The sequence below is a fragment of the Bacteriovorax sp. PP10 genome, from assembly GCF_035013165.1.
In the GTDB taxonomy this organism is placed as follows: Bacteria; Bdellovibrionota; Bacteriovoracia; order Bacteriovoracales; family Bacteriovoracaceae; genus Bacteriovorax; species Bacteriovorax antarcticus.
In genome coordinates this window covers 1,032,608-1,057,448 of the sequence record NZ_JAYGJQ010000001.1, presented here as the reverse complement: position 1 = coordinate 1,057,448, position 24,841 = coordinate 1,032,608, and the positions used below count along the sequence as shown (strand labels likewise).

The window sequence follows — 24,841 nt, the reverse complement described above, 5'->3', positions numbered from 1 at the left end:
GTCGGATATTATTTATACGACTAGCTGTACGACCCATCAATCATCCCTGCCGAAAGCAATAATTCATAGGCCGAACTAGAGCAATAAACATTGGGAATGAAGTTGTTACTGTTAAAAAGCTTGGAAATAAGCGAATTTTCGACTTCTGCCAGGAGTTTAATCTCCCCATTTTCCATTGAAATCTTAACCGGGTCACGATCCAGGAGTACGTTTGATAATTGGGCCGAAGAATTCTTCGCGACGTTTTTAGGCGACTTAACAAACATAATTGATTTTTTCGGAATATCAGTGATAACCCAGTCTGCCGGTCCACCTTTCTTTTCTAAGAATTCTTTGATCTCAGCAGCTTTAGCATGGGCCTTTTTATAATACTTTTCTACGGCCCCAGGATCATCCTGAGAAAGCAGACGCGATTTAAATTCTTCACAACGAATCGCTTTTCCGCCCGTTCCTAAAAGAATAACTTTCGCCATATCTTTCATCTTCGGGTTTTTATCAAAGTCACCGTTTTGGAAATGCGTGTGAATGGCAGTCATGAAATAAGCATCATTGAAACTGTAGAATCCCATCGGATCTTTTGCGATCATATCCAGGAGTTCGCTGTATTTATAAAGCCAGCCTTTCTCCAGCATGTAAGCACAGATTCTCTCAGCGATTGAATCATACTTGGCCCCACGAGGAGAGCGCACAACTTGCGAGTACCATGAAAATCTCGACGTCAAAAAATCTTCAACACAGTAAAGAGCATTATGTCTGATCGTTAAAATATCGTGGTTATCAACACGTTTAATTTGGAAGTGATGAAGAAGATAGTCGCGGTCGTATGAACCGTAACTTAAACCTGTGTAATGGGCATCACGAAGCAGATAGTCCATACGGTCACAATCAACTTCAGAGTGCAGAATCTGATTCGCTAGAATCGACTCATCTACCCCTTTAACAAGATCTGAAATCTTCTGAGGAGAAATTCCATATTTTTTTAAAATATAAGTAATCCCACCTGGGTAGTCGGTATTTTTAATAATGTATGAACCAAGATTCTCATGATCGTCCGGAAGTTTTTTTCCGTTCTTTGCATTCGTCGTCTCACCATACTCGATATAAGCACCTTCAGTCGTGTGAGAGAACATGAATGTTCCAAGGTCATGCATAAGAGCGCCTAAACGTAAGCTCTTGTGAAAGATGGCCTCAGAAGTTAAGCACGAAGCATCCATTAATTCTTTTTCAGAAACCGCACGCCCGACAGACTCTAAAATTTTATGAGCGTTAAACATAACTCCAATCGAGTGATGAAAACGCGAGTGCTCTGCACCTGGAAAAACGTAACAAGAAAAACCAAGTTGCTTGATCCATCTTAGACGCTGATAAAAAGGTGAAGAGATGATTTCCCATTCAATTGGATTGAGTTTAATAAATCCATAGATAGGGTCATAAATGACGTGATTTTTTTGAGCTGGTGGGCTTGCTTGAGTTGGGACTTCCATGTTTCAACTTCTCTTCTAGAAAAAAAAAGGCCCGCACATCAATGTGCAGGCCTTCGATTAATTAATTAGTGTAGGTTCTTTTTGTTAAGAGCTTTCGTTTCTTTTTTCTTCTTCTTAACAGTGATCATTACTTTTTGTTGAATCAACTCAAGCATGATCTTCGCTTCTCTTCTTAGATCGTTATCATTTACGAAGCGATAAAAGTTCTCAATATCAATTGCAGTTCTAAAGTTTCTAGGCGTTTTTGGGCCTTCAACAACTGCTTCTGTTTCTGTATTTAGTGTAGACATATAGTATCCTCCGACATTTCCAATATTACTTTTTTAGTACTGCAATTACAACCAATTAAGTGCTTAAGCTTCCTTATCAAACTCTACTCCGTAAGAGTGAAGTTTGTTGTATAGAGTCTTAACTGTAATTCCAAGAACTTTAGCAGTCTTAGTCTTGTTTCCACCTAGGTTCTCAAGTGTTCCCATGATGTGACCTTTTTCTAATTCTTCTAGCGTTACGTGTTGGAAATCTGCTGCTTTTACTGCTACTGGAGCTACTACAACTTTGATCTCTTCAGCGTTCTGGATGTTTTGGTCCAGGTGAAGTTTTTCAATAATTGTCCCTTCTGCCAGAATAAATGCTCTTTCTACTACGTTTTGAAGTTCACGTACGTTTCCTGACCAGTTGAACTCTGTAAGGGCCTTGATAGCTCCTTGAGAGAAAGACTTTTGAAGTTCTTTTGACTTGTTCTGGTTAAGGAAGAAGTTCGCCATAACTTCGATGTCTTCTTTTCTATCTCTTAAAGCTGGTGCTTTAAGAACTACAGTACTTAGTGCGAAGTATAGTTCTTCTCTGAATTTTCCTTCACGTACCAGATCCATAAGATCTTTTGTTGAAGCAGAGATTAGTCTTACGTCTGACTTAAAGAATCCGTTTCCTTCTGCTTTAATTCCCATTTTGTTTGTTACAAAATGCATAAGTTTGTTTTGGATCGCTGGAGTCATTTTCTCAACAGAGTTGATGAAAAGTGATCCGAAGTTTGCAACTTCTAGCATTCCCATTTGCGATTCAGTTCCGAACATTTCACGGTCAAGAGCAGCTTCGTTCATTGTAGAACAGTCGATTGTTACGAATGCTCTATCACGACGGTGTGATCTGCAGTGAATACGACGAGCGATCATTTCTTTACCAGTTGCTGCTTCACCCATGATGAAAGAGTTGATCTCTTTATCAGCGATACGGTCAACTAGAGCAAGAAGGTCTTTCATAGCTTGAGATCTACCGATGATCTCTTTTTCAAGAATCTTAAATGAGTCTTGAATCTTTACTCCAGAGCGTGACTCTTGAAGTTCTTTTTCTTTTAGTTCAATTGTTCTTAACAATGTTTCGTTTAAGTTTTTAGCTGCAAGGTACATTTTCATGTTTTGGATTGGAGCTTTAAGGTCAGCTAAAATCGCCATTCCAAAAGTCATGTCTTCTCTAGAGAACTCACGAGAGTTATCTAGCATTTGACAGTGAATTGATCCGATAACAACACCGTCTGCTGAGATTGGAAGACAGATTTCTGCCTTAATTCCTAATCCTGCTTCTCTTGTGAAAACCGGGTCTCTTTCTACTGTATTTGAAAAGTATCCTCTTTTTGTTCTTGCGATATACCCTGGAGCTCCGATTCCTTTCTCAAGAGAAAGACCGTTTAAAGCAACGCGCCCATTTTCTGACATAAGTACCGATGATCCGTTATCGTGAATTTTGAAAACTTGTACTGTATGTACGTTCATATGAGCTTTGAAGAATGCACCAATTGATGAGAAGAAGTGTGATTCATCAAGGCTTAAAAATAGAGTTGAAGATAGAGTTTCTAGGTTTGCCTTGTTATTGATCATTGAGTTAGTCATTGTAAAACTCCTGGACAATTAAGTGTTAATTACTTCGTTGCGTTACTCAGTAAATAATACACTGCGTCTGAATTTTTTACAAGACTAAAACACTCGGGTGTCTAAAAATATTACCTATTCCATGTGATTTCTAGAAGTTATACCATCTAGGACTTATACAATTTCCGAATCCTGAGGTAATGGCCCCTAAAATCCCGCCGTCACGGTCCATTATGTAGATATTTTGGTCGATCTTCACACGTGATAAAACTCGCTGGCTAGTAAAGGCGATAAACTCCCCATCGTTGGAGTACGTTGGGTCTTCATTAGATCCAAAATCCTTCGTTAAGCGAGACAATCCCTGGCCATCGGCCGAAATTCTAAAGAGGTCAAAAGAGTTATCCAGCCATGAAGAAAAGACGATCTCTTTCCCGTCTGGTGAAAATCGTGGAGTGGCATTGAACTGACCAACAAAGCTGATTCTCTTTACATTAGATTCGGTCCCACGTGGGTCCATCGTGTAGATCATCGCTTTGCCAGGTCTATCAGAAAGAAACGTCATTAATGTTCCATCAGCACTGATTGAAGGGTCAACGTCAGCTGCGAAGTGGTTAGTGATTTTTCTTAGCTCTTTAGAGTCGATATCCATTTCATAAATTTCAGCATTTCCTGAAACTGTTAACGTAAGGGCGATTTTCTTTCCACCTGTTAAGAAGACGGCACCTGAGTTCACCCCTTCCTTATTAGATAAGATTGAAGCGCTCTTAGTTCTCATGTCCATCAAATAAAGATCGTTGTTTCTCTTTCCTTTGGCATTTGTGATCAGTGAGTAAACTAAGTATCTTCCATCAGCAGACATTGATGGCGACATAACAATCCCGCCGTGGCTTGTGATTTGACTTACGTTTTTACCGTCGAAATCCATCATGTAGATTTCTTTTACCGTTCTTCTTCCTCTAGTGTTTCTGTCTGAAACGAAAACAATTTTAGAAGTGAAGATTGAGTTCTTCCCTACGACCTGCTTATAAACTCCATTGGCCATCTCGTGACCGATGCGTCTGATTCCTGAGATAGAAGTCGTCGCAGAGTTGTTATAAATTTGTTTTTTAGTTTTGATATCTTCGAAAACAACTGTCACCTTCATGTTATCGCCAGCAGCTTTATCAACTGTAGCTGTCCCTAAGAAGCGCACACCTTTTTGGTTCCAGTAATCATAGTTTGTTGTCTGGCGGAAAGTTGTATTGTTAGGAGCTGCTTCAACCAGGAAGAATTTCTTTTGGTAGAAAGAGAAGTCATTTCTTAAAAGTTTTACTAATTCTGATGCCGCATTTTTTTGAGCAGCTGATAATCCACCACTTGTGTAAGCGTCCTGGATAACCATTTTATCTTTTTCAATTGTGGCCTCACCAACGGCAATCACAGAAAGAGTGTCGTCTTGAGCGAAGACTGAGAATTGAAAAAATAAAGCAAACATCAACATTAAACTTTTCATATAAACCTCTATAAAGGAAAACCTAATACAATATCACCGTTCATAGCACCCGTTCCGAAAGAATCCGAAACAGCTGGGAATGGAGCAGCGGCCTTAACGGCCTCAATAGCTCTTTCATCAAATTCTGGCTCACCACTCGACTGATAAATAGATGTGCGAGTGACGTCACCATTTTTATTAAGCCATACACGAACCCTACATTTTAAATTTCTATCGGCCAGGAAACTTGGAAGTTTCCAGTGTGGGCGTACGAAATCCGGAAGGCGTGATTTATAGGCCTGGTAGGCCGTTAGTTCTGCTGCCGATCCATCACCGTACATAGCAGAACCTTTACTCAACTTATTTCCTGAAAGAACTAAGTTCTTTAATGCCGACTCTTTCTCACCATACAGACCTTTATCAGCCTTTTGGGTTCCAGTAGATTCGACTTTCTTATTACCAATTGTTTTTAATTTACTTAAGAAGTTCTGACGTTTTTTAGCGGCCTGAGCTTCCTGGAAAGCTTCCGTATCGTCAGGAGTTTTATCCACGACTTTCGGTTCTTCTTTAGGTTCTTCTTTTGTTACAACTTTTTCAGCTTCTTTAACAATCTCAGTTTTTTCTTCTTTTTGTGCTTCCTCTACTCCGCTTGAAAGATTTTTTAATTCATTCAGGGTTTGAGTCGGCATTGCCACCATATCAACACGAACAGAAGCATGAATCAGCTCCAGGTTCTTTTCACGCTCTTCTCTTTGAAGATCGAAGGCCACCTTACCGCTGATTAGTGTACAGGCCACTAAAGCAACGTGAATGTATCCCGAACGTCTAAGATAGAAGTTGAAAACAGGATGATTGAATTTTGGTATTTCAAAAACTCTCATTATTTTTTATCTTCTGTCACTGTGACTAAAGCAATCTTGGTAATTCCACCGCGTTTTAGAAATGACATTAGCTTTGCTACTTTTCCGTAAGCTAAACCAAAGTCAGCACGTAAGAACACAGTGTCTGTTTTATTTTCTTTAAATTGTTTTTGGATTTCTGGAATAAGCTCACCGATTAACATCTTATCTTTTCCAAGATAGTAATCTTCAGACTTAGATAGAGATAGGATCACCTGAGTGGCATTTAAGTTAATTGGATTTACTTCTTTGGTCTTTGGAAGATCAAGCTTGATTCCGTTTAACATCATAGGGGCCGTTACCATGAAGATAACCAGGAGAACTAACATGACGTCGACAAGTGGTGTGACGTTGATGTCGGAAATAGCGCCTTTTTTCTTACCTGTACTGAATCCCATAAAATAATTCCTTAAAAAAACTTAGTACTTTGTGGACCGACTATTCAACGATTGATCTTTCCACAACGTTAATAAAGTCCTGTCCAAAACTTTCCATCTCAGAATTCATTTTATCGTTCACAGAGTTGAAATGGTTATAAAACCAAACCGCAGGAATAGCAGCTGCCAGACCTACTGCAGTTGCAACAAGTGCTTCAGCAATACCAGGAGCAACAGCGTCGATTGATCCACCACCGCCAGCAAGACCAGAGAAGGCATCAATGATCCCCCAAACTGTTCCGAATAATCCTACGAATGGAGAAACAGATCCGATTGAAGCTAAAGTAGGAAGTAGTTTACTTAGCTCATCATTAGTTTCGTTTGCACCTTTTTTAAGACCGCGCTCTAAAACTCCCATTCCAAAATTTTGAAAGTGGAAAGCAAGGCCGCTCTTTTGGTGTTGACCAGTATAAGCTTCTTTCATCTTCACTAATTCTTTATACCCATTTGTGTATAAAGCTTTGTATGGAGAAAAAGGCATCATCTCTGCTTTAAGCATTATTTCTTTTAGGTTTTCAGTTGTTGAGTAAACTTCAAAGAATTTCTTATTATTTTCTTCAACTTCAGCAAAAAGTTTTTTCTTCTTTAAGATGATGGCCCAAGAGTAAACAGACGAAGCAATTAAAAGTCCTAAGACAAATTTAACTACAAATCCTGAATGCCAAATGATGTTGAGAATATCTAATTTTGCGCCTTCCACAGTTACTCCTGATGAAATATTGACAATTTTTTTTATGCCTACTTATCATAGACAACTTTTGATGAAATTTTAAGTGAAATCAATCCCGATAGATATACTCTGGTTTCTTTCTCAGAGTGTATTGCAGATATCCGATGGCAAAAAAGACTAAAATGAAAACTGAGGCCGTACTAATTTTTTTCGACGCTGCCATTGGAGAATAAATCTCTCCCCACACTGGGTCTAAACCTAATAATGAGAATGCTGGCACAATAAAAGCTATCAAGAATACCGCAGGTAGAGTCCAATTTTTTCTTCTCCACTCTCCTGAATAAACAAGCAGAACGAAAAAGGCGTATAACTTAAGTGTAATCGTCTGCTCATAAACAAAAGTAGCAGCAGTAAAAAAATAAAAGAAAAGTGGAAGTAAGATCATACGCTTTAAACGCAGACTATCTTCACGCACGGGATAAAACACATCCAGGATAACTAAGAGAACATAATCGACAGCAAAAAAGACGAATGAGCCGATAATTGAAAGCAGTAAGCGGTCAATTTCAACAATCATCGTTCTGTTGAACTTTATTTCACCTAATCCAAGTAAAGCGATCACTAAAAATAATAACGTTACGATAACTTCAATTCTCGGGGCCTGAATACTATTTCGAAAATAGCTCTTTAAAGAAAAGATCTTTTTAGTTTTAAGATTCACAAACAGTGTCGCTAAGTAGAATACGGCCACTTTGGAGATAATAATAAGTCCCCACCCTCTATCGCTAATCCAGTCACCAATGGTTCTGATGTTGTGCTCAAGCAGGAGATGGAAAAAAGAGATCAGGGAAATAAGAATAAGGTGAAAACCCCAAAGAATGACATAAAAGGCAAAATACAAAATCATCTGCTTTCCCAGATTAGACTGGAGAAAATCGCGGACTGTATTGTAGTAACCGATGATGTTAGCTTTCATTAAAAGCGAGTTGGCTTAGGTTTTAACCAGTTCATCTGTAGCTCTGGCGACGGATAAATCTGATTGTACTTCTTATAAAGCGCATTGGTCTTCGTTAAGTTATCTATTTTATCAAGAAGAGTCAGATAAGTGTTCCACATCTTCATATCATTCTTTAGAAGTGTATCCATCTCTGTAGTCACTTCAAACTGCTCTTGAAAACTAAACCCTTTCACCAGTAAAACATTTGAATACTTCTTTAAATGATCAGCGATTAATTTTTTATCAAAAGGTTTTCCAGCAAAGTTTGATCCCATATAGGTTTCAAGCTCTTTAGAAGTTACGTAATTTTTGAAATACCCTTTTCTCGCACGAAGGAAGTCTTCAAAGAGAATCAATGAGATTTCTACTTTTGATAAATCCAGCGTTCTGATAAAAGGCAGGGATAAAATAAAGATATATTCTTTATCATTACTTGGTAGAGCAGCGTGAATCACATCGGGTGTATCCAGAAGCAAGATCTTGATCTTCTTTTCGTAAATTCCCTGTGCTTCTAATAAACTGATAAATGCTTTTTCAATATCAAAGTCAGGCTTATGAAAGTCCCACTTTAATGTCGTAGCATTCTTCACCAGCCATAACTCTGAAAACATATTCCAGAATACATCAGCAGGCGGAACATTATAGCGTTTCATATCCAGGAGTTTCTTTTTATCTAAAAGAACTCTTTTTTCTGTTTGTTTCTTCTGTAACTCACCTTCAAGGCCATCTTTTTTAATCAGGTCTTTAATTGATGAGAAATCAATCAACTCTTTCCCATCAGCAGCAGGTGTTTCTGCTTTTACTTCTGCTTTATGCTCTTGCGCCACAAGGCCAGTTGATAAAGTCAGTGCCATCAATGTTGAATAAACTAATTTTTTCATTGGTTCACCTTCGACTTACCTTGCGTGTATTGGTCGTACAGCCTTGCCCAGTAGTAAAGGTCAGTGATATCGAGTTCAAGTCCATCAAAAAATTTTGAGTACTCTTCTTCGAAACATTCATTTTTTTTGTCTGATAAATAGGCCGACATGATAAAGCCGTCATAAGGCCCGACCGTCACAAAGTTCCAGTTATTGTCGCCGTAAAGAAGAAATTCTTTTCCGTCTGCAGAAGTCTCTTTCAACACCTTAACGGGATGATTGCAACTAATCGTCGTCATTACTTGTGAAAAACGAGAAGCATTCTGGTGAACGTTCCCCATCATCTGGTTGAAGTATTTCACACTGACCAGCGTTTTTTTCATCGCTGTACTGCTCGCTGCCGTCGTGGCAGGAGGTGTGGTTTGAGCAAAAAGATTAAAACTAAAAATAAGCATCATGCTTAAAATTATTTTAGACATTATACCTTCCATCTAAACTGAATGGTCTCCCATTCATGACATTGTGGACAACGCCAGAATAAACTATCCGAGTTATATCCGCATTGGCGGCAATAGTGTTTTGCCAGTGTCTGATGAAGGTTTTGAAGAAGACCTTTTGTCTGCTCCAGCGCTTCATCTTTCTTTTGTAATTCAATTAATAATTTAATGTATTCAACTTTCATGACTTCAGATGAATTTTTATTGTTATCCATCCAGCCTTTTAAAATATCGAAAGCCTCGCCACTCATTCCCTGCTCTTTTAACAGACGCACTTTGGAAAGAACAACTGAAGCTGAAGAGATAAGATCTTTGTCATCCATTTCCAGGAAGTATTTTCTTAGCACTTCAAGACGGGCCTGGTAACTCTTCTTTAGTTCTTCATTGTTTGTTTTAAAGTCTTCAGCGATCGATACGAAAATAAAAGACGCATACATTGGATGCTCTTTTAAGATCTCAAGCAAAAGGAATTTTCCTTGCTCTAAATCACCACTAACTAAAAACAATTTCAGTCTTAAAATTTTAGCTGATACAGAAGGAGCAAATCTAAATGCATCTTCTAAATCTTCTTCGCACTTTTTAAAGTCGCCTTTTTCAAAGTGTTGTTTTGCTTTTTGAACCAGGATGTGTGAAATCGTTTCTGCTTGATTCTGCTGCCCAACTTTTGAAAGCATGATGCGACAGTTATAAGCTTGATCCCAGTCTTCTGTATCTTCGTAAATTCGACATAGGGCCTGGATAACTTCAGTTTGATCGCGGTTGATTTTTAAAACGTCGCGGTAAGTTTCAATCGCTTTATCAACGAATCCACCTTTATCAAAATCCACTGCCAGCTCTTTTAGAGCGCGCAGACGATGTGATTCAGAAATGCTTTCTCTAGCTATCAGTGATCTGTGGATACTGATGGCCTTTTCAATTTCACCGTTACTTCTAAATAGCCCACCTAATGCAAAGTAAGTTTCAATCGTTTCACGGTTAATATCCACTGCACTTAGGAATTCTTTAATCGCTAAATCTTTATTTCCGGAAATCAGGTACTGAGTCGCATTCAGGAAAATTTTCGACTGTGCTTCAAAAATAGAATTTCTGTAGCGCTTCGATAATTTGGCACCAGTCTCTTTTTCAATCAGATAATGATACACAAGCACGATCGTAATTAAGATCGCGACAACTGCTAGTAAATGTTCCTGCATCCAAGGGAGAACTGATTCCATTAATCTCTCAATTATTTAAACATCAAGCGAGGCTTAGTATTTGCCATTTCCGCCAGTGAATTAAAATTTAATTTGCTAACACTTTCTTCTAAAGACCCCATTAGATCCAAGAATCCCATTTTCTTTTTCTTATCAATAAACTTCAGTGCAAATTCATCTTTGATTTTTAAGTCAGTGTGAATTGCTCTTCCTGCTGTCCAAAGGCTTCCCATTGAATCAACCAGACCTGCTTCCATTGCTGACTCTCCAGAAAAGATTTGTCCTTGAGCAAGCTCAGTGATGTCACCTTTAATTTTTCCGGCACGTCTCTTCATGATGTCACCGATAAATTGTTTATGAACACCAGCAATCAACTTATCCATCATATCTTTTTCTTCAGGAGTTAGCGCGCGGGCAGGATTTCCTGCATCTTTGTATCTACCTGCTTTAACTGTTTGAGGAGAAACCTTAGCGAACTCGTAGAGTTTAGATAAATCCATAAACTCCATGATAACCCCGATCGATCCAGTCAGTGTTCCAGGGTTTGCCCAAATTTTTCTTGTTGCTGCACCAATATAGTATCCACCACTCGCTGCAATCGATCCGAATGAAGCATAGATTGGTTTCTTTTTATCGATACGTTGAATTTCTTCGTAAATTTCCTGAGTAGGGCCAACAGCTCCACCGGGAGAATCAATTCTTAAAATGATGGCCTGAAGTTGTTTGTCTTCTTCTGCATTTTGAAGCATTTCAATTGTGTCTTTAGAATCCATAATTACACCTTCAACGGTAATAACTCCGATGTGTGCTTTATTAGATTTTTTTTGAACCAATGAAGTTTCATTGAAAGCATTCATAGTGAAGTATGCGAAAACGACTAGAATGACGAAGAAAACGAAAACCATCGCAAATATGCCGAACAAGGCCTTAGTATTTTTAGAAGACGTCACAAAAACTCCATTTTTTGATCAAACCCATTAAATTATTCACCTCTATACTCTCAAAAACAAAGGCCCACGTAAACAAACTTTCCAAAAGCCCGACAATTGAGCTCAAGTTTTGTCACGATTCATCCGATGAACAGAAAGATCCGATAAGCTGGGTCAAGGGAGTATGTATGAAGAAAAAAATTGTTACGCTTTCTCTTCTGACTCTAGGAATTTGTTCTCTTGCCGTGGCAACAGAATACAAAAACCCAGAAGTTGGTTTTAAGAAGTACGCAGCACCTTCAAAAGAGATGAAGACTGCAGATTTTGGTGATCACTATAAGGTGGAAACTGGAATCGAAACGACTCGTCAGATCGCTTCGGAAGAAGAGTCTGATCGTGAGCCGTCATCTATTAAGGCAAAGGATAAGAAGAAATTCGAAGAACCTGCGCCGGAAGTTAAGGATGAAGCCGTTGAAGGGCCAAAACCTTGGATGTATCGAACAAACGAAAACAGCAGAAACTAATTATTGTTTTGAAAACTGCATCTCGAAGGCCTTCGATTTATCGATGTCCCAGAGATTCAGTTTTTCATATTCACTTTTTAGCTGACCGCATGCTGCCAGGATGTCGCCACCTTTTGTTGTTCTTGTCGTACAGACAAAACCACGCTTAAGGAGTGACTCCTGGAACCAGATGATTTTCGAGTTGCTCGGGCGTTTAAACTTCGAGTCCGGAAAATCATTGTATGGAATGATATTAATTTTCGATTTACTCTTTTCTAAAAGATCAGTAAGTCCGTCGATATCTTCCTGACGATCGTTAAGATCGGCAATCAAAATATATTCATACGTGATTCTTCTATAAGCTTTCAATGGAACTTTTTTAATTGCATTGAAAAGTCTCTCAAGGTCATAGGCCTTGTTAATCGGCATAAGCTCAGTTCTGATATCGTTGTGAGCAGCGTGCAGAGAAATGGCAATATTCACCGGTGGGAAATCCCACATTTTTTCAATCTGAGGAACTAGTCCTGAAGTCGATAAAGTGATCTTTCTTTGAGAAAGTCCAAGACCTTTATCTTCCATGAAAATGATTGTCGCTGATCTAACGTTATCGTAGTTATGAAGTGGTTCCCCTTGCCCCATATAGACGATGTTCGATAGTCTTTCACTGTCAGTTGTATTGTCTTTTAGCCAGTGAGAAATAGCCATAAACTGGCCTACGATTTCGTCAGCTAATAAGTTTCTTTTTAATCCCATTGTTCCCGTGTGACAGAACGTACATCCAATCGCACATCCAACCTGAGATGAAATACAAAGAGTCAGACGATCCTTTGCCGGGATCGCTACCGTCTCAACTGTCTGGCCATCGCGCATCTTTACTAAGAACTTTCTCGTTCCGTCTTTTGAAAGACCATTCCAGATAACTGTTGGAAGACTTAAATCAAAGTTAGCTTCGAAATCTTCACGGATTTTTTTAGAGATATTAGTCCACTTAGAAAGATCTCTTTCCTGGATTTTATACATCCACTGATACACTTGATCGGCCGCAAATTTGGCCAGACCTTGTGATGATAAGTAGTCACGCAATTCGTTTAACGAAAGGGCGTATAAAGAAGGCTTTTCTAGTTTTAAATTAATACTCATAGTAAGGGGCTTATATCAAAGTTCGGCCCTTTTGGCGATAGAAAGTAATTTTTACAATTACCTTTTTACAAAACAAAAACCGAGCTATACGCTTTGTTTATGAAAACATTAAATCTATCATTCTTAGCACTTACCGCGCTGTTAACTCTGACTTCTGTGCCTTTGCATGCCCAGTCATTCGAGTTGGAAGACCAAAGTCTAAATGTTGAGGGCATAGAACAGCTTGCCTCACCTGTCCCGAATGATAGTGAAGTGCTTGTGCCTCTTGGGAAAGCGAGCAAAAAGCAGTTACCTCCAAAGAACTGGAGTTTCCTTGTTTGGAATCTCCACAAAGGCGAAGATGAGACATTTAAACCTGAATTCCTGGCCCTCTCTTTAGGCCGAGACATCATTATGAACCAGGAAATTTACCTGGATAAAAACATGAAAGATGTTTTTAAATTTCTATTTTCTTTTAAGATTGAAACGGCCACATCATTTTTTTATGGCAAAGAAAAAATCCGCACAGGTGTAGCGAACATTAGTACAGTTGATGCTGAGTTCACTCAGTTCATCAGAACTGACACCCGCGAGCCGATTTTAAAGTCACCTAAAATGACTTTAGTAACAAGCTACCCAATCCGCTTTTCAAAGAAAAAACTAACTGTCGTAAATATTCATGGAATCAATTTCGTATCGACGGCCGGTTTTAGAAAAGAGATGGAGCGAATCTATCAGGAAATTAAAAATATCCCTAGCCCATTAGTTTTTGCGGGAGATTTTAATACATGGAATGAAGACCGCATTGCTATTCTTGACGAATACGCTAGGAAATTAAAATTGAAGGAAGCTGGTTTCGTTCCTGATAATCGCATCACTTTTAATGGTAACTTTCTCGATCACTTTCTTTACACGAGCGATATAAAAATCAAAAAAGCACGTGTCGACTCTATTTATAAAGGCTCAGACCACAAACCTCTGGCGGTAGAGGTTGAATATCTTCGTTCAAAAGAAGATGAAACTCCGATTGAAGAAATGCCAGATCAAAATGATACAGAATCTCTCGCTGTTTCACTTTAAACTCCTCTAAAAATTGGGCAACATTTTCCAGCACTCTCATAAGATCAGTAAATCCCGTAAAATAAATCATGTTATAGTTTATTTAATAGGTATGTATCCAGGGAGAGTCTCGCTTGAAAAATAAAACAATGCTCAAAGTTGTATTTCTGTCTTTAGTCCTTTCATCATGTGGACTAATTGAAAGATTTAAAACTCCTGAACAACCTACAGATTCAAAAGATGCTGCAGTTGCAGAAACTTCATCTCACGAAGCAGATTCAACTGATGATTTATTTTCTAAAACAATGGATGAAACAAGTAGTCCAGCTGCGACAGATAGCCCAAGTAACATTACAACAGTTGATGATTCTGAATTAAAATCTCTTCAAGATGAGTTCTCTCCGTCAGGGCCGAATGACACTCAAATTAAAGAATCACAAATTGCAGTTGATCCAAGCACGAATGATCACTCTCAAGAAGCTCCGGTTTTAGTTGAAGAAGCTCTTCCTGAAATTAAAACTGAAGTTGAACCTGCTACTTACTCTGAGGCAGGACAAATTAAATCTTATAAAGTGCAAAGAGGTGAAACTCTTATGCAAATCGCGTTCAAGCTTTACGGTGATATTTCTAAGTGGAAAGACATCAAAAACATGAACTCGGATAAACTAACAAACAACTCTTCTCTTAAAGCAAATACAGAACTTAAGTACCGCGCTCCTGCTTCTCCATTTGTTTGGAATCCAGCTGGAACACCATACATGATTAAGACTGGTGAAACTCTGGGAACAATTTCAAACGCTGTGTACGCGACTCCTAAAAAATGGAAAACAATTTGGGAAAACAACAAGCCGTTAATTAAAAACCCTAACGTGATTTACGCTGGATTCACTCTGTATTATACGAATGGAGGAATGGCCAACTACGTTCAGCCAAAAGCTGCTCAACCGAAAAAAGAAATCGTGGCCCGCGAACTGGCCCGCGGTGCTGCTTCGAGAGAAGGAATCGTTGAGGAAGTTTTAGTTGAAGAAGCGATTGCTCCTAAAGAAGCTGCCATCCCTACTCAGCAGACAATTACAGATACACAAACGTTAACTGCAAATGATGAAACTCAAGTAGATGAAGCGATTCAGACGCTTTCAGCGACTAAGAGAGACAACATTGCAAAAGCTGTTGAGAAGACAGTTCAAGCTCCGAAAGAAACTGAAATTGATTTAATTAACAACATCTCTGTGCCGCACGAACAAGAAATTGCTCCGGACATTGATGAAGAAATTCAAACTTTGTAGAACGAACCAAAAAAAACCGGCAATCGCCGGTTTTTTTTTGCTTAATTTAGCTAAAGAATCGACTTAAAAAGCCTTTTTGTTTTCTTTCGATATTTTCCATTACATTCCCCTTTTCCAAGAGATCGCGATGAAAATCAGAGGCCAGTTGGCTCGTTTCCAAAAGAGCATTGTACTCTTGAACCGATAATAAACTGATCTTAGCCGCATTCAATTCTTCACAAAGAGCAAACGCATACTGGTTTACTTTTTCCAATGAAATAAAAGGCCCGATAGTATTATGCGGAGTCTTGAATCCCACTAATTCTTCAGAAGTGAAACGTTCATTAAAGATAATCAAGGCCGCTTCGCGCTCTAATATCCCTTTTTCATCCAATAAATAAAGCAGATAGTAATAAGACTCCTGCCCGTCTTCTGGAAATGGATTATAGAAGTTATAAACGCCTACGATGTACTCTATTTCTTTCATGAGAAAACTCCAAAATCGACAATGACTGATCCTTCCGGAGAAAGTTCAATTTCAATTTCGTTAGGATATGTTTGAACGATAACGTTGATCTCATCTAAAACTTTGTAAACGACAAAGTTCTTCGTAAGATTCATTTTAATTTTTTTGCGGTAGCTTGTCGGGTTGTAAAGACTCAAACGTCTCACCTCTTCAAACTTCAATTCATTCGTCGAAGATGGTCTTGTTCTCCAATAGAAATCAAGCCCGTCCACGTTTTGAATTGGCACGTGAATCAGAGAGAAAGTTTCAACTAAAGTTTTCCAAAAGTCGAAGTACTCTTGTTTTGAAAGGTCTTTAAATCCCTCACCTTCGATCAGAACCAGGCGTCCTTCACCAAGAGCGATGTTTTGAATTTGAGTCTGGAAATGAACTTTTTCAACGTTTAAATTATTCTCTAAAAAGAATGTTTCAAATCGTTGGTTAAATTCATCTGATAAACCTGAGCGGTTTAAAATTACACGGCCTCCGTTCATAAACGTTTTTAAAATGAAATTAAAAATCGTGCGGTCAACATCATGGCCATGAAATAGCAGGATGTTTTCCTGATAAGGAGTTTTATTTTCGTGAAGCTTTAACGTATCACTGTGAATAACTTTGTAACTCCATCCAAAATTCGCTTTTAAATACTGCCACAGATTTAAGTCTGACCAGTTTTGGAAAAGTGAGCTCACTCCATCAATTCTTTCAAAAACTTTGAAGAATGATAGTGGTTGGAAAGTTGAAATATCTTCGTGCTCGTAAGCTGTGCTTGCTAATCGTGATGGCAGATAAGAATTCGCTACCAGGTCATTTAACTCTCTCGTCAACACACCTTTTTTCAGGCGGTGAGAAAGAAGAACTGATGAAGGAATAATATCTTTAGCTAGAGATTCATAAAGCTCAGCTGAGTAATCGGCCGTCGAAATTGTTCCATAAAGACGTTTTAAAAAGTTCTCTGTCCCCGCTCCTAAAAACGCGACATCGAGTGTCCCTTCAAAGTTGTCTCTGATAGATTCACGGGCATTTGTTTCATAAAGATTTTGAATTGTTTTGTTAAATTCAAAAGCATACTGACGTTCTTCAATAGGAGAAATCACTTCGTCAGGAGATTTTTTCGTCTGTAAAAAACGAGAAAAAGCTGATTCGAAGGTTTTTGAAGTGTCTTCAATAAAACTTCTATACTGTCCGTCTTTGAAATATCCTGAGCGAATACCCCAAACATCTGCACTAATTTTATTTACTGAAAAATATTGTCCAAGTTTTTTTACGAAACGATCGAATGCTTCGAAAACTCTTGGATCAAAAAAAGAATAAATTTTGACCAGATGGTCGTCAGCGTCAATGATCCCGTAGGCCATTTGCTCATTATTTAACGCAACACTTCTCGCGAGTAAGTGTGGCAATCCTCCATTAGGAAGAAATGGTGCGGGAGTGAGAGGAAGGAAAAATACGACGTTTTTCCCGACTTCAGTCGCGATTTCAACTAACTTTTTTAGATTTGTCTCAGGTCTGTGGTTATCAAAATCAAATTGATCACCTGTTTCGCTGTGAAAAGACCAGTTGAGAGGAATAATAATTTTTGTTCCAGGAAACTCCTGTAATTTTGTTTTCCACAAAGAGGCAGAGGTCTTCCAATAGAAAAACCAATTTTCTCCGGGAAAAACTGTATCTTGGTCGCGTGGAACTGGGGTCGTGAGACTCACTACTAACACCTCATGTCTTACAGTGTTCAGAGAAATTTGTTATAAATCTCTTCACTTATATTTTTAAAATTATACTCAACAAAAAGGTGGTTGTGCAATGTGGTTTTTCAGTGCTGAAGAAAAAGAACTCCAGAAGGTATGTAGAGATTTTGCTCAGAAAGAGCTAGCCCCTTTCGCAGAAAAACATGATCACGATGAAACTTTCAATATCAACGCTTTCAAAAAAATGGGAGAGCTTGGTTTATTAGGAATCACTGCAGATCCTAAGTACGGCGGTGCCGGACTTGGAGCAGTAGCAGCGACAATTGTAATGGAAGAATTTGGTAAAGCTTGTGCTGGATCAACTCTTTCGTATCTTGCTCACGCAATTTTATGTGTAAACAACATTCAAAATAATGCTTCAGAAGAACAAAAAGAAAAATACCTTCCAAAACTTATTACAGGTGAATGGATTGGTTGTATGGGAATGAGTGAACCTGAATATGGTTCAGACGCTGTTGGTATTCAGACAAAAGCAAAAAAAGACGGTGATGGTTACATCATCAACGGAACAAAAATGTGGATCACGAACGCTCACTATGCGGACGTAGCTTACGTTTACACGCGCACAGGTGAAGATAGAAAAAATCTTTCTACATTCATCGTTGAAAAAGGAACTCCAGGCTTCCACGCTGGTAAACCAATTCACAAAATGGGTATGAGATCAAGTCCTACAGGTGAACTAGTTTTTGATAACGCTAAAGTTCCCGCGTCTGCTCTTGTTGGTAAAGAGGGAGAGTCTATTTACCACATGATGAAAAACCTTGATATCGAACGCATCACTATCGCTGGTATCTCACTTGGGATCGCTCAAGCGTGTGTTGATCAATGTATTAAGTACTCAATGGAAAGAAAGCAATTCGGAAAAAATATCGGAAGCTTCCAGTTAATCCAAAAAATGATTGCTGAGATGGCGACTGAAACTGAAATGATGAGAGCTTTTTTATACCAAATCGCAAAAGCATATGACGAAGGCGACAGAGGACCTGCTCAAGCAGCCATGGTTAAACTTGCTATTCCAAAAATGACGACGAAAATTGCACTGGACGCTATTCAAGTTCACGGTGGATACGGATACTCTCGCGAGTTCCCTCTTGAGCGTATGATGAGAGATAACAAGCTTAACGAAATTGGTGCTGGGACTAACGAGATCATGATTACGATCATCGCGAAACACTTATTAAAAGATATGAAGCATTAGAAATATTTAATGGCCGGTGTTTTTTCATCGGCCTTTTTCTTCAACAAATTAATCAAGGTTCAAAACCATGAATGAATTACAAGTCGAACTTAAATCACAATTAGAAAAATTCTGTCTTGCTAAGATCGAGCCTCATATGGAGCACGATGATGAAGTTGAAGAGTTCCGCATGGACATTTTCACTGATCTTGGAAACCTGGGATTCTGTGGAATGACTATTCCAGAAACCTACGGTGGAGCAGGATTATCATACCAAGACTGCGCAGTCGCTCTTGAAGAGATTGCAAAATACTCTGTGTCTTACTCAGTTACCGTTTCAGTTTCGACAATGGTTCAAGCAATCATTAATGACTTCGGTACAGAAAAACAAAAAACAACTTTCCTTCCCGCTTTAACAGCAGGCCAAGAGATCGGAGCTTTCTGTTTAAGTGAATCAAGTGCAGGATCAGACGCTGGCGCTTTAAAAACGACTGCTAAAAAAACTGAAGGTGGATACATTCTTAACGGTACAAAAATGTGGATCACTTCTGGTGGTATCGCAAAAACATATATCGTTATGGCACGCACGGGAGAAGCAGGATCTAAAGGGATCACAGCATTCATCGTAAGAGATGGAACTCCTGGTTTATCATTCGGTAAAAAAGAAAAGAAAATGGGATGGAGAGCAAGCCCTACTCGCGAAGTGATTTTCGAGAACTGCTTTGTTCCGGAAGAAAATATTTTAATCGGTGAAGGACAAGGATTTAAAGTAGCGATGGCCGCTTTAGATAAAGGAAGAATCACAATTGGTGCAGTTGCTGTTGGGTTATCTCAAAGAGCACTGGATGAATCAGTGAAGTACTCTCTTACTCGTCACCAATTCAATCATGCTATTTTTGAATTCCAGGGTCTGCAATTCATGATGGCCGATATGGCCTGTGAAATTGAAGCTTCAAGACTACTAGTTCAAGAGGCCGCAAGACTTTATGATTCTGGAAAACCAAATCAAAAGATCGCTTCGTTTGCAAAATTAAAAGCGACTGATACAGCAATGAAAGTGACAACTGATGCTGTTCAGATTTTAGGAGGCGTGGGTTACACTCGCGAATACCCTCTTGAGCGCTTCATGAGAGATGCAAAAGTTCTGCAAATTGTAGAAGGAACGAATCAAGTTCAACGAGTGGTTATCGCTCGTCAATTAAAGAAAGAATACCAAACACACTAGGAATTTATATGTCTTTATCGTTTAAGTTTTTTCCAGAGCGTCCAAATGTTTCGAATGACCTTGCTGCAACTAAGATTGATATCTTTAAAGGGATCATCAACAACGCTCGCACGCAGTTCTTCTACACGTTCAATCGTACAGAACTAGAAACAACAACGAAGACTGTGTACCAAAAGTTTTCTGATAGAAAAGTTTTTGTTCACGTTGGTATCGGTGGATCGAGCCTTGGCCCGGAAATGATGGTGAGTGCTCTTCAAAAAAACGATACGAAGTTTATCTTCATAAACAACATCGATCCTGAAGAAATCCACTCGCAAATGAATTTCTTAAAGAACGTTGAATTAAAAGACTGTTTATTTTATTTCGTATCAAAGTCAGGTGGAACTGCTGAAACTCTGGCAGCTCTTGCTATCATCACTCAACTTCTTGAAGCTCGCGGTGTGCGCCCTTCTGAATATAAAAACTACTTCGTCTTCGCTACTGATCCGGTTAAGAGTGAATTACTAACTCTTGCCCGCGAATGGGATATCACGACTCTTGAAGTACCAAGTGATGTTGGTGGACGTTTTACGGCACTTACACCTGTTGGATTCTTACCTGCTCTATTTGCTGGAATGGATTTAGATCTATTCATTAAAGGAGCTAAAGACGCTCAGGCAGATCTTCTATCAACTGATGGAAGTACAAATGAACTTCTTGCTGCCGCTGAATTTCTTTATCACTTAAAAGAGAAAAAAGGGATTTCACAAACTGTGTTTATGCCTTATTCATCAAAACTTAGATCACTTTCTTTCTGGTTTACACAATTGTGGGCAGAGAGTTTAGGGAAAAAGAAAAATAGAAAAGGCGAAATGATTAATGTTGGTTTCACTCCTATCGTAGGATACGGGGCGACTGACCAGCATTCACAAGTTCAACTTTTCATGGAAGGGCCAAACGATAAAGCTTTTATCATCGTTGAAGTTGAAAAGTTTGCTCACGACTTCCCTCTTCACTCAGTTTTAAGCAGTAATAACCTTTCAAAACTCTCAACTTTTAGTCTTTCAAATTTAATGAAAGCTGAGATGGAAGGGACAATTAAAGCGCTGAGAGAAAATGAACGCCATATTATCCACGTAAAAATCGCTAAAAACGACGAATATCACCTGGCACAGTTGATTCTCTTCTTCGAAAGCTTAACAGCTCTTATGGGCGACTACTTAATGATTGATCCTTTTGATCAACCAGGTGTAGAGGCCGGGAAGATCTACGCATTTGAATTTTTGAACCAGTTGTAAAAAGTTAGTCTCTTAGCTAAAATTAGGCTTAAGAAAATCTAGAAAAAAGGACCCTGATAAAATGAGTACTGACGACACAACAATTGTCTTAACTGACATACGAGCTGCTTTGCAAGCTTCAGAAAAAGAAGCTCAACAAAAGCCTGCTGCACTTTTAGTTGTTGGTGGTGATCTTAACGGAACACTATTTGATTTAATTGAATCAATGACTGGTGTTGGTAGAAATGCTGACAATGGAATTGCGCTGGAATTTAACGGTGTGTCTCGTTACCATTTTAAACTTCACGTTTCTGGTGAAACACATGTGCTTGAAGACTGTGGTTCAAAAAACGGGACTTACTTAAATAATAAAAAAGTTGAAGGCAACACTCCTTTAGCAAAAGGTGACATCATTAAGATCGGAAGCATCGCTCTTAAGTATCTTCCAAAGGGAGATCCTGAAAGACTGACTTACGATAAACTAAATCTTGAAGCTAACACTGATAAGCATACAGGTTGTTATAACAAAACTTATTTCAACAATCGCATCACGTTAGAAGTTAATAAATCAAAAGTAACAGGTGATCCTCTATCACTTATCATTTTCGATCTGGATCATTTCAAAAAACTAAACGATGGCTTCGGTCATGATGCCGGTGACTATGTACTAAAAGAAATGGCACAGGTTATTCGTTCTAACGGAATTAGAGAGCAGGACGTCTTCGCCAGATACGGTGGAGAAGAGTTTGTTATCCTCCTTCCTAAAACGAATTTAAAGCAGTCTTTCGAGATCGCTGAACGTTTAAGAAAATTAATTGAGAGCAAAGAATTCATGTACGACGGGAAACGACTTCCCGTAACCGCATCTATTGGAGTTGCAGATTACCGCCAGGGTGTAATCACTGGGACAGATCTCTTTAAGAGAGCTGACGAAGCTGTTTACAAAGCTAAGGAAGGAGGCAGGAATCAGGTGCAATTCTATAGGGGCTAATGACGACAGTAGACACTAATCCTAAAATTGAAATTCTTCCGGAACACATTATTGACCAGATTAAAGCTGGTGAAGTATTGGAGCGTCCTGCCTCTTTGTTAAAAGAGCTGCTGGAGAATTCTCTCGATGCTGGTTCAACTGAAATTCATCTGCATTTAATTGAAAACGGAATGGATCTACTCTCGATTGAAGACAACGGTCACGGGATGACTTTTAAGAACCTTCCCTACGCTTTTCTTCGCCACGCTACCAGCAAACTAAAAACATTTGAAGACCTTTACCGCTTACATAGTTTTGGATTCCGTGGAGAAGCTCTGGCTTCTGTTGCGGCCTCTGCAAGAGTGACTTGTACGACTCAGCCTAAAGATCTGAACGCTGAAGGCGGAAAGATTATTATCGCCGGCGGCCACACAGAACTTTTGATTGCTCAACAGGCAAGCACTCAGGGAACTGCCATTTATATCAAAGACCTTTTCTTCAATACGCCAGCTCGCTTAAAATTTATTAAATCTAAAGTGAGTGAGAAGTCTGCTCTTAAGAAAATGATTTATTCATTTGTTCTTTGCCACCCCGAAGTGACTTTCACGATAAAATGGGATGAAAAAGAAAAAGAAATCTTCAAAGCAGTAGCAAAAGAAAACGCTGCTGAAAGAATCGCTCAGGTCTTCTTTGGTAGAAAGGCCGAAACACAGAATTTAATTTTCTCAGAAGAAATGTACGACAACTATAGAGTGAGAGTTTATTTTACAAAAGAAACTTATACGACTCCTCAGTACCGTCACCATTATCTTTTTGCCAATAGAAGATTCTTCCAGGATAAATCACTCCACTCTGCACTTCTTAGAAATCTCGATGTCTTCTGGCGTTTTGGTGAAAGTGGGCATTATGTTGTGCAGATTGATACTCCTCCAGAAGAAATCGATGTGAACGTTCACCCGAATAAAATTCAGGTGAAATTTCTAAGATCGGATGTTGTGTACTCGCTTTTAGTTACGGCCATTAAAAATGGTATCAAAAAAGTAGTAAGTCAGATGCCGACTGAGTCTATCTCTCTTGAGTCGACTCCTTCATTTTTCTCACGTGCTGATAATCAAAACTTTGACCTGATGAACTTAGTGAATGATTCTGGAAATGGATCAGGATCTAACTATTCATCGTCATCATATAATGACCAGTCTGAATATAATCTCTTTAACAGAGAATCGGCCCTTACCCAGGAAGCTCCTCGTTTTCAACGCTTACAAAATCAGTTTTTAATTGCTGATCTGGGACAACCGACACTGATCGATTTAAAGAAGTTAATCGTTTCCTATTTTACAAAAGAATTAAAGAGCTTTTCTCTAAGTGATGAATCAACCGGGCCACTTTTAATCAGTGAACCGTTTAAGATCCTTAAAGGAAAAATTGATACGCAATTTGAGACGATTAAATCCCTGGGATTTGAATTCGATCGCTTGAATGCTGAGTATATTGTTTTAAGAACTATTCCAAAGTTTCTTCCACAAGCTCTACTGGCTTCATTATCTGAAGTCCTGATTAAGTATTTTAACCTGCCAAAGACTCAGCAATTTGAAAGTGCTTCTTTCCAAAAATTCTTCGATGAGAATTTTTCTGACAATCTTTTAAGTGAAGCACCTAGTGCGTGGATTGAAAGAGTGGTTGCGGAGAACGCTTGTCCCGAAGCGATGGTTGAGCTGACAGCAGATCGTTTAAAGAGTTTATTCAAATGAATCATAAATTAATTGTTGTTTCAGGGCCGACGGCCAGCGGAAAAACAAAAACCAGTATTGAAATCGCCAAACATATTCAGAACACACTTCATATGAAAGCAGCAGTCGTAAATTTCGACTCACTTTTATTTTATAAAGAAATTTCTATTGGTACGGCCAAGCCTACGCTAGAAGAGCGAGACGGTATCGAACATCACATGATCGATATTGAATCAATCAACAGCCCAATGAATGCTTCAGGTTTCATCAAAAAAGGTGAAGAAGTTATTCTGGAGCTATTTAAGCAGAATAAAGTTGTGATCCTGGTTGGTGGAAGTGCATTTTACTTACGTGCCATCTTAAAGGGTATGTATGAATCCCCTACTGCTCCCAAAGAATTAAAAGAAGGAATCACTGAGCAGTATAAAAATGAAGGGATTGCACCTTTCATTGAATTTTTAAAAATTAATGACCCTCAATCACTTATCAATCTTCATGAAAATGATCACTACCGCCTGATGAGGGCCGTAGAATACTTTCAATTAACCGGGACTAAGATTTCGGATAAGAAAAAAGAGCATGATCAGTTAAATCCATACGACTTCTCTACGATTAGTCATCCTTGGGATGTACTACATTTTTATCTGGATCTTCCTAAAGATGAGCATTTTGAAATCATCAAAAAGCGCACACAAGAGATGTTTGATCAGGGTTTAATGGAAGAAGTCCTTGAATTAGAAAAAGCTGGTTTTTTCTTAACTGAGAAGCCTCTCGCTTCTATTGGTTATAAAGAAGCACTGGAATTCAAGAATGGCCTCTTTGCCAACATTGAAGAATGCATTGAGCGTATTGCCATCTCTACCCGCCAATTGGCAAAAGCACAAAGAACCTTTTTTAATAAAATTACCCCAAAAGAAAGTTTTAATCCGATTCATGATCAGGGTAAGATTAAAGAAAGAGTGACATCGTTTTTAAAGGAATAAAA

Annotated in this window: 24 protein-coding genes; 9 read left to right on the top strand and 15 right to left on the bottom strand. The window is 38.8% G+C overall.

Annotated elements, in window-relative coordinates:
• Window positions 1-20: 20 nt before the first annotated feature.
• The 12 genes from SHI21_RS05205 to sppA form a co-directional block, all read right to left on the bottom strand.
• Window positions 21-1,484, bottom strand: a complete 1,464-nt coding sequence (locus SHI21_RS05205; RefSeq protein WP_323575186.1) for an HD domain-containing protein — start codon at window positions 1,482-1,484, stop codon at window positions 21-23.
• A 65-nt stretch (window positions 1,485-1,549) separates the two neighbouring features.
• Window positions 1,550-1,774, bottom strand: coding sequence for a hypothetical protein (locus tag SHI21_RS05200; RefSeq protein WP_323575184.1), 225 nt, complete (start codon window positions 1,772-1,774; stop codon window positions 1,550-1,552).
• 63 nt (window positions 1,775-1,837) lie between these two features.
• On the bottom strand, window positions 1,838-3,370 hold the full coding sequence (locus tag SHI21_RS05195; RefSeq protein ID WP_323575182.1) for a sigma-54-dependent Fis family transcriptional regulator: 1,533 nt from the start codon (window positions 3,368-3,370) through the stop codon (window positions 1,838-1,840).
• Window positions 3,371-3,500: 130 nt separating this feature from the next.
• Window positions 3,501-4,841: a hypothetical protein gene (locus SHI21_RS05190; protein WP_323575180.1), complete on the bottom strand. Its 1,341-nt coding sequence runs from the start codon at window positions 4,839-4,841 to the stop codon at window positions 3,501-3,503.
• A gap of 8 nt (window positions 4,842-4,849) precedes the next feature.
• Window positions 4,850-5,701: a cell envelope integrity protein TolA gene (locus SHI21_RS05185; RefSeq protein WP_323575178.1), complete on the bottom strand. Its 852-nt coding sequence runs from the start codon at window positions 5,699-5,701 to the stop codon at window positions 4,850-4,852.
• Window positions 5,701-6,117, bottom strand: coding sequence for a biopolymer transporter ExbD (locus SHI21_RS05180; protein WP_323575176.1), 417 nt, complete (start codon window positions 6,115-6,117; stop codon window positions 5,701-5,703). The genes SHI21_RS05185 and SHI21_RS05180 overlap by 1 nt, the downstream gene beginning before the upstream one ends.
• 40 nt (window positions 6,118-6,157) lie before the next feature.
• A complete protein-coding gene (locus SHI21_RS05175) occupies window positions 6,158-6,856 on the bottom strand; it encodes a MotA/TolQ/ExbB proton channel family protein (protein ID WP_323575173.1) in 699 nt (232 codons plus the stop codon).
• Window positions 6,857-6,935: 79 nt separating this feature from the next.
• Complete coding sequence (locus SHI21_RS05170) at window positions 6,936-7,802, bottom strand: hypothetical protein (protein ID WP_323575171.1); 867 nt, start codon at window positions 7,800-7,802, stop codon at window positions 6,936-6,938.
• On the bottom strand, window positions 7,802-8,704 hold the full coding sequence (locus SHI21_RS05165; RefSeq protein WP_323575169.1) for a hypothetical protein: 903 nt from the start codon (window positions 8,702-8,704) through the stop codon (window positions 7,802-7,804). The genes SHI21_RS05170 and SHI21_RS05165 overlap by 1 nt, the downstream gene beginning before the upstream one ends.
• Window positions 8,701-9,162, bottom strand: a complete 462-nt coding sequence (locus SHI21_RS05160; protein ID WP_323575167.1) for an SH3 domain-containing protein — start codon at window positions 9,160-9,162, stop codon at window positions 8,701-8,703. Before SHI21_RS05160 ends, SHI21_RS05165 begins: the two co-directional genes overlap by 4 nt.
• A complete protein-coding gene (locus SHI21_RS05155) occupies window positions 9,162-10,394 on the bottom strand; it encodes a hypothetical protein (protein ID WP_323575165.1) in 1,233 nt (410 codons plus the stop codon). Before SHI21_RS05155 ends, SHI21_RS05160 begins: the two co-directional genes overlap by 1 nt.
• A gap of 11 nt (window positions 10,395-10,405) precedes the next feature.
• Window positions 10,406-11,323, bottom strand: a complete 918-nt coding sequence (sppA, locus tag SHI21_RS05150) for a signal peptide peptidase SppA (RefSeq protein WP_323575163.1) — start codon at window positions 11,321-11,323, stop codon at window positions 10,406-10,408.
• 167 nt (window positions 11,324-11,490) lie between these two features.
• Here sppA and SHI21_RS05145 point away from each other — a divergent pair, with 167 nt between their 5' ends.
• Window positions 11,491-11,826 (top strand): hypothetical protein, encoded by a 336-nt coding sequence (locus tag SHI21_RS05145; protein ID WP_323575161.1) that lies wholly within the window; start codon window positions 11,491-11,493, stop codon window positions 11,824-11,826.
• Here SHI21_RS05145 and rlmN read toward each other — a convergent pair whose 3' ends face one another.
• Window positions 11,827-12,945: a 23S rRNA (adenine(2503)-C(2))-methyltransferase RlmN gene (rlmN, locus tag SHI21_RS05140; RefSeq protein WP_323575159.1), complete on the bottom strand. Its 1,119-nt coding sequence runs from the start codon at window positions 12,943-12,945 to the stop codon at window positions 11,827-11,829.
• A gap of 99 nt (window positions 12,946-13,044) precedes the next feature.
• Here rlmN and SHI21_RS05135 point away from each other — a divergent pair, with 99 nt between their 5' ends.
• Both SHI21_RS05135 and SHI21_RS05130 read left to right on the top strand, forming a co-directional pair.
• The gene (locus SHI21_RS05135) at window positions 13,045-14,004 is read left to right on the top strand and encodes an endonuclease/exonuclease/phosphatase family protein (protein WP_323575157.1); all 960 of its coding nucleotides are present in this window, start codon (window positions 13,045-13,047) and stop codon (window positions 14,002-14,004) included.
• Window positions 14,005-14,117: 113 nt separating this feature from the next.
• Window positions 14,118-15,269 carry a LysM peptidoglycan-binding domain-containing protein gene (locus tag SHI21_RS05130; RefSeq protein WP_323575155.1) on the top strand — a complete coding sequence of 384 codons (1,152 nt, stop codon included), beginning with the start codon at window positions 14,118-14,120 and terminating at the stop codon, window positions 15,267-15,269.
• Between the two features lie 46 nt (window positions 15,270-15,315).
• On the opposite strand, the gene SHI21_RS05125 is transcribed toward SHI21_RS05130, so the two are convergent.
• Window positions 15,316-15,735, bottom strand: coding sequence for a hypothetical protein (locus tag SHI21_RS05125; protein WP_323575153.1), 420 nt, complete (start codon window positions 15,733-15,735; stop codon window positions 15,316-15,318).
• Window positions 15,732-17,456: a hypothetical protein gene (locus SHI21_RS05120; protein WP_323575151.1), complete on the bottom strand. Its 1,725-nt coding sequence runs from the start codon at window positions 17,454-17,456 to the stop codon at window positions 15,732-15,734. Before SHI21_RS05120 ends, SHI21_RS05125 begins: the two co-directional genes overlap by 4 nt.
• A gap of 97 nt (window positions 17,457-17,553) precedes the next feature.
• On the opposite strand from SHI21_RS05120, the gene SHI21_RS05115 reads away from it, so the two are divergent.
• The 6 genes from SHI21_RS05115 (at window position 17,554) to miaA (ending at window position 24,839) form a co-directional block, all read left to right on the top strand.
• Entirely contained in the window at window positions 17,554-18,696 is a 1,143-nt protein-coding gene (locus SHI21_RS05115) for an acyl-CoA dehydrogenase family protein (protein WP_323575149.1), read from the top strand.
• Between the two features lie 67 nt (window positions 18,697-18,763).
• The gene (locus tag SHI21_RS05110) at window positions 18,764-19,900 is read left to right on the top strand and encodes an acyl-CoA dehydrogenase family protein (protein WP_323575148.1); all 1,137 of its coding nucleotides are present in this window, start codon (window positions 18,764-18,766) and stop codon (window positions 19,898-19,900) included.
• An 8-nt stretch (window positions 19,901-19,908) separates the two neighbouring features.
• Complete coding sequence (locus SHI21_RS05105; RefSeq protein ID WP_323575146.1) at window positions 19,909-21,177, top strand: hypothetical protein; 1,269 nt, start codon at window positions 19,909-19,911, stop codon at window positions 21,175-21,177.
• Between the two features lie 61 nt (window positions 21,178-21,238).
• The gene (locus SHI21_RS05100) at window positions 21,239-22,147 is read left to right on the top strand and encodes a GGDEF domain-containing protein (protein WP_323575143.1); all 909 of its coding nucleotides are present in this window, start codon (window positions 21,239-21,241) and stop codon (window positions 22,145-22,147) included.
• Complete coding sequence (gene mutL, locus SHI21_RS05095; protein WP_323575140.1) at window positions 22,147-23,877, top strand: DNA mismatch repair endonuclease MutL; 1,731 nt, start codon at window positions 22,147-22,149, stop codon at window positions 23,875-23,877. Before SHI21_RS05100 ends, mutL begins: the two co-directional genes overlap by 1 nt.
• Window positions 23,874-24,839 (top strand): tRNA (adenosine(37)-N6)-dimethylallyltransferase MiaA, encoded by a 966-nt coding sequence (miaA, locus tag SHI21_RS05090; RefSeq protein WP_323575138.1) that lies wholly within the window; start codon window positions 23,874-23,876, stop codon window positions 24,837-24,839. Before mutL ends, miaA begins: the two co-directional genes overlap by 4 nt.
• Window positions 24,840-24,841 lie beyond the last annotated feature (2 nt).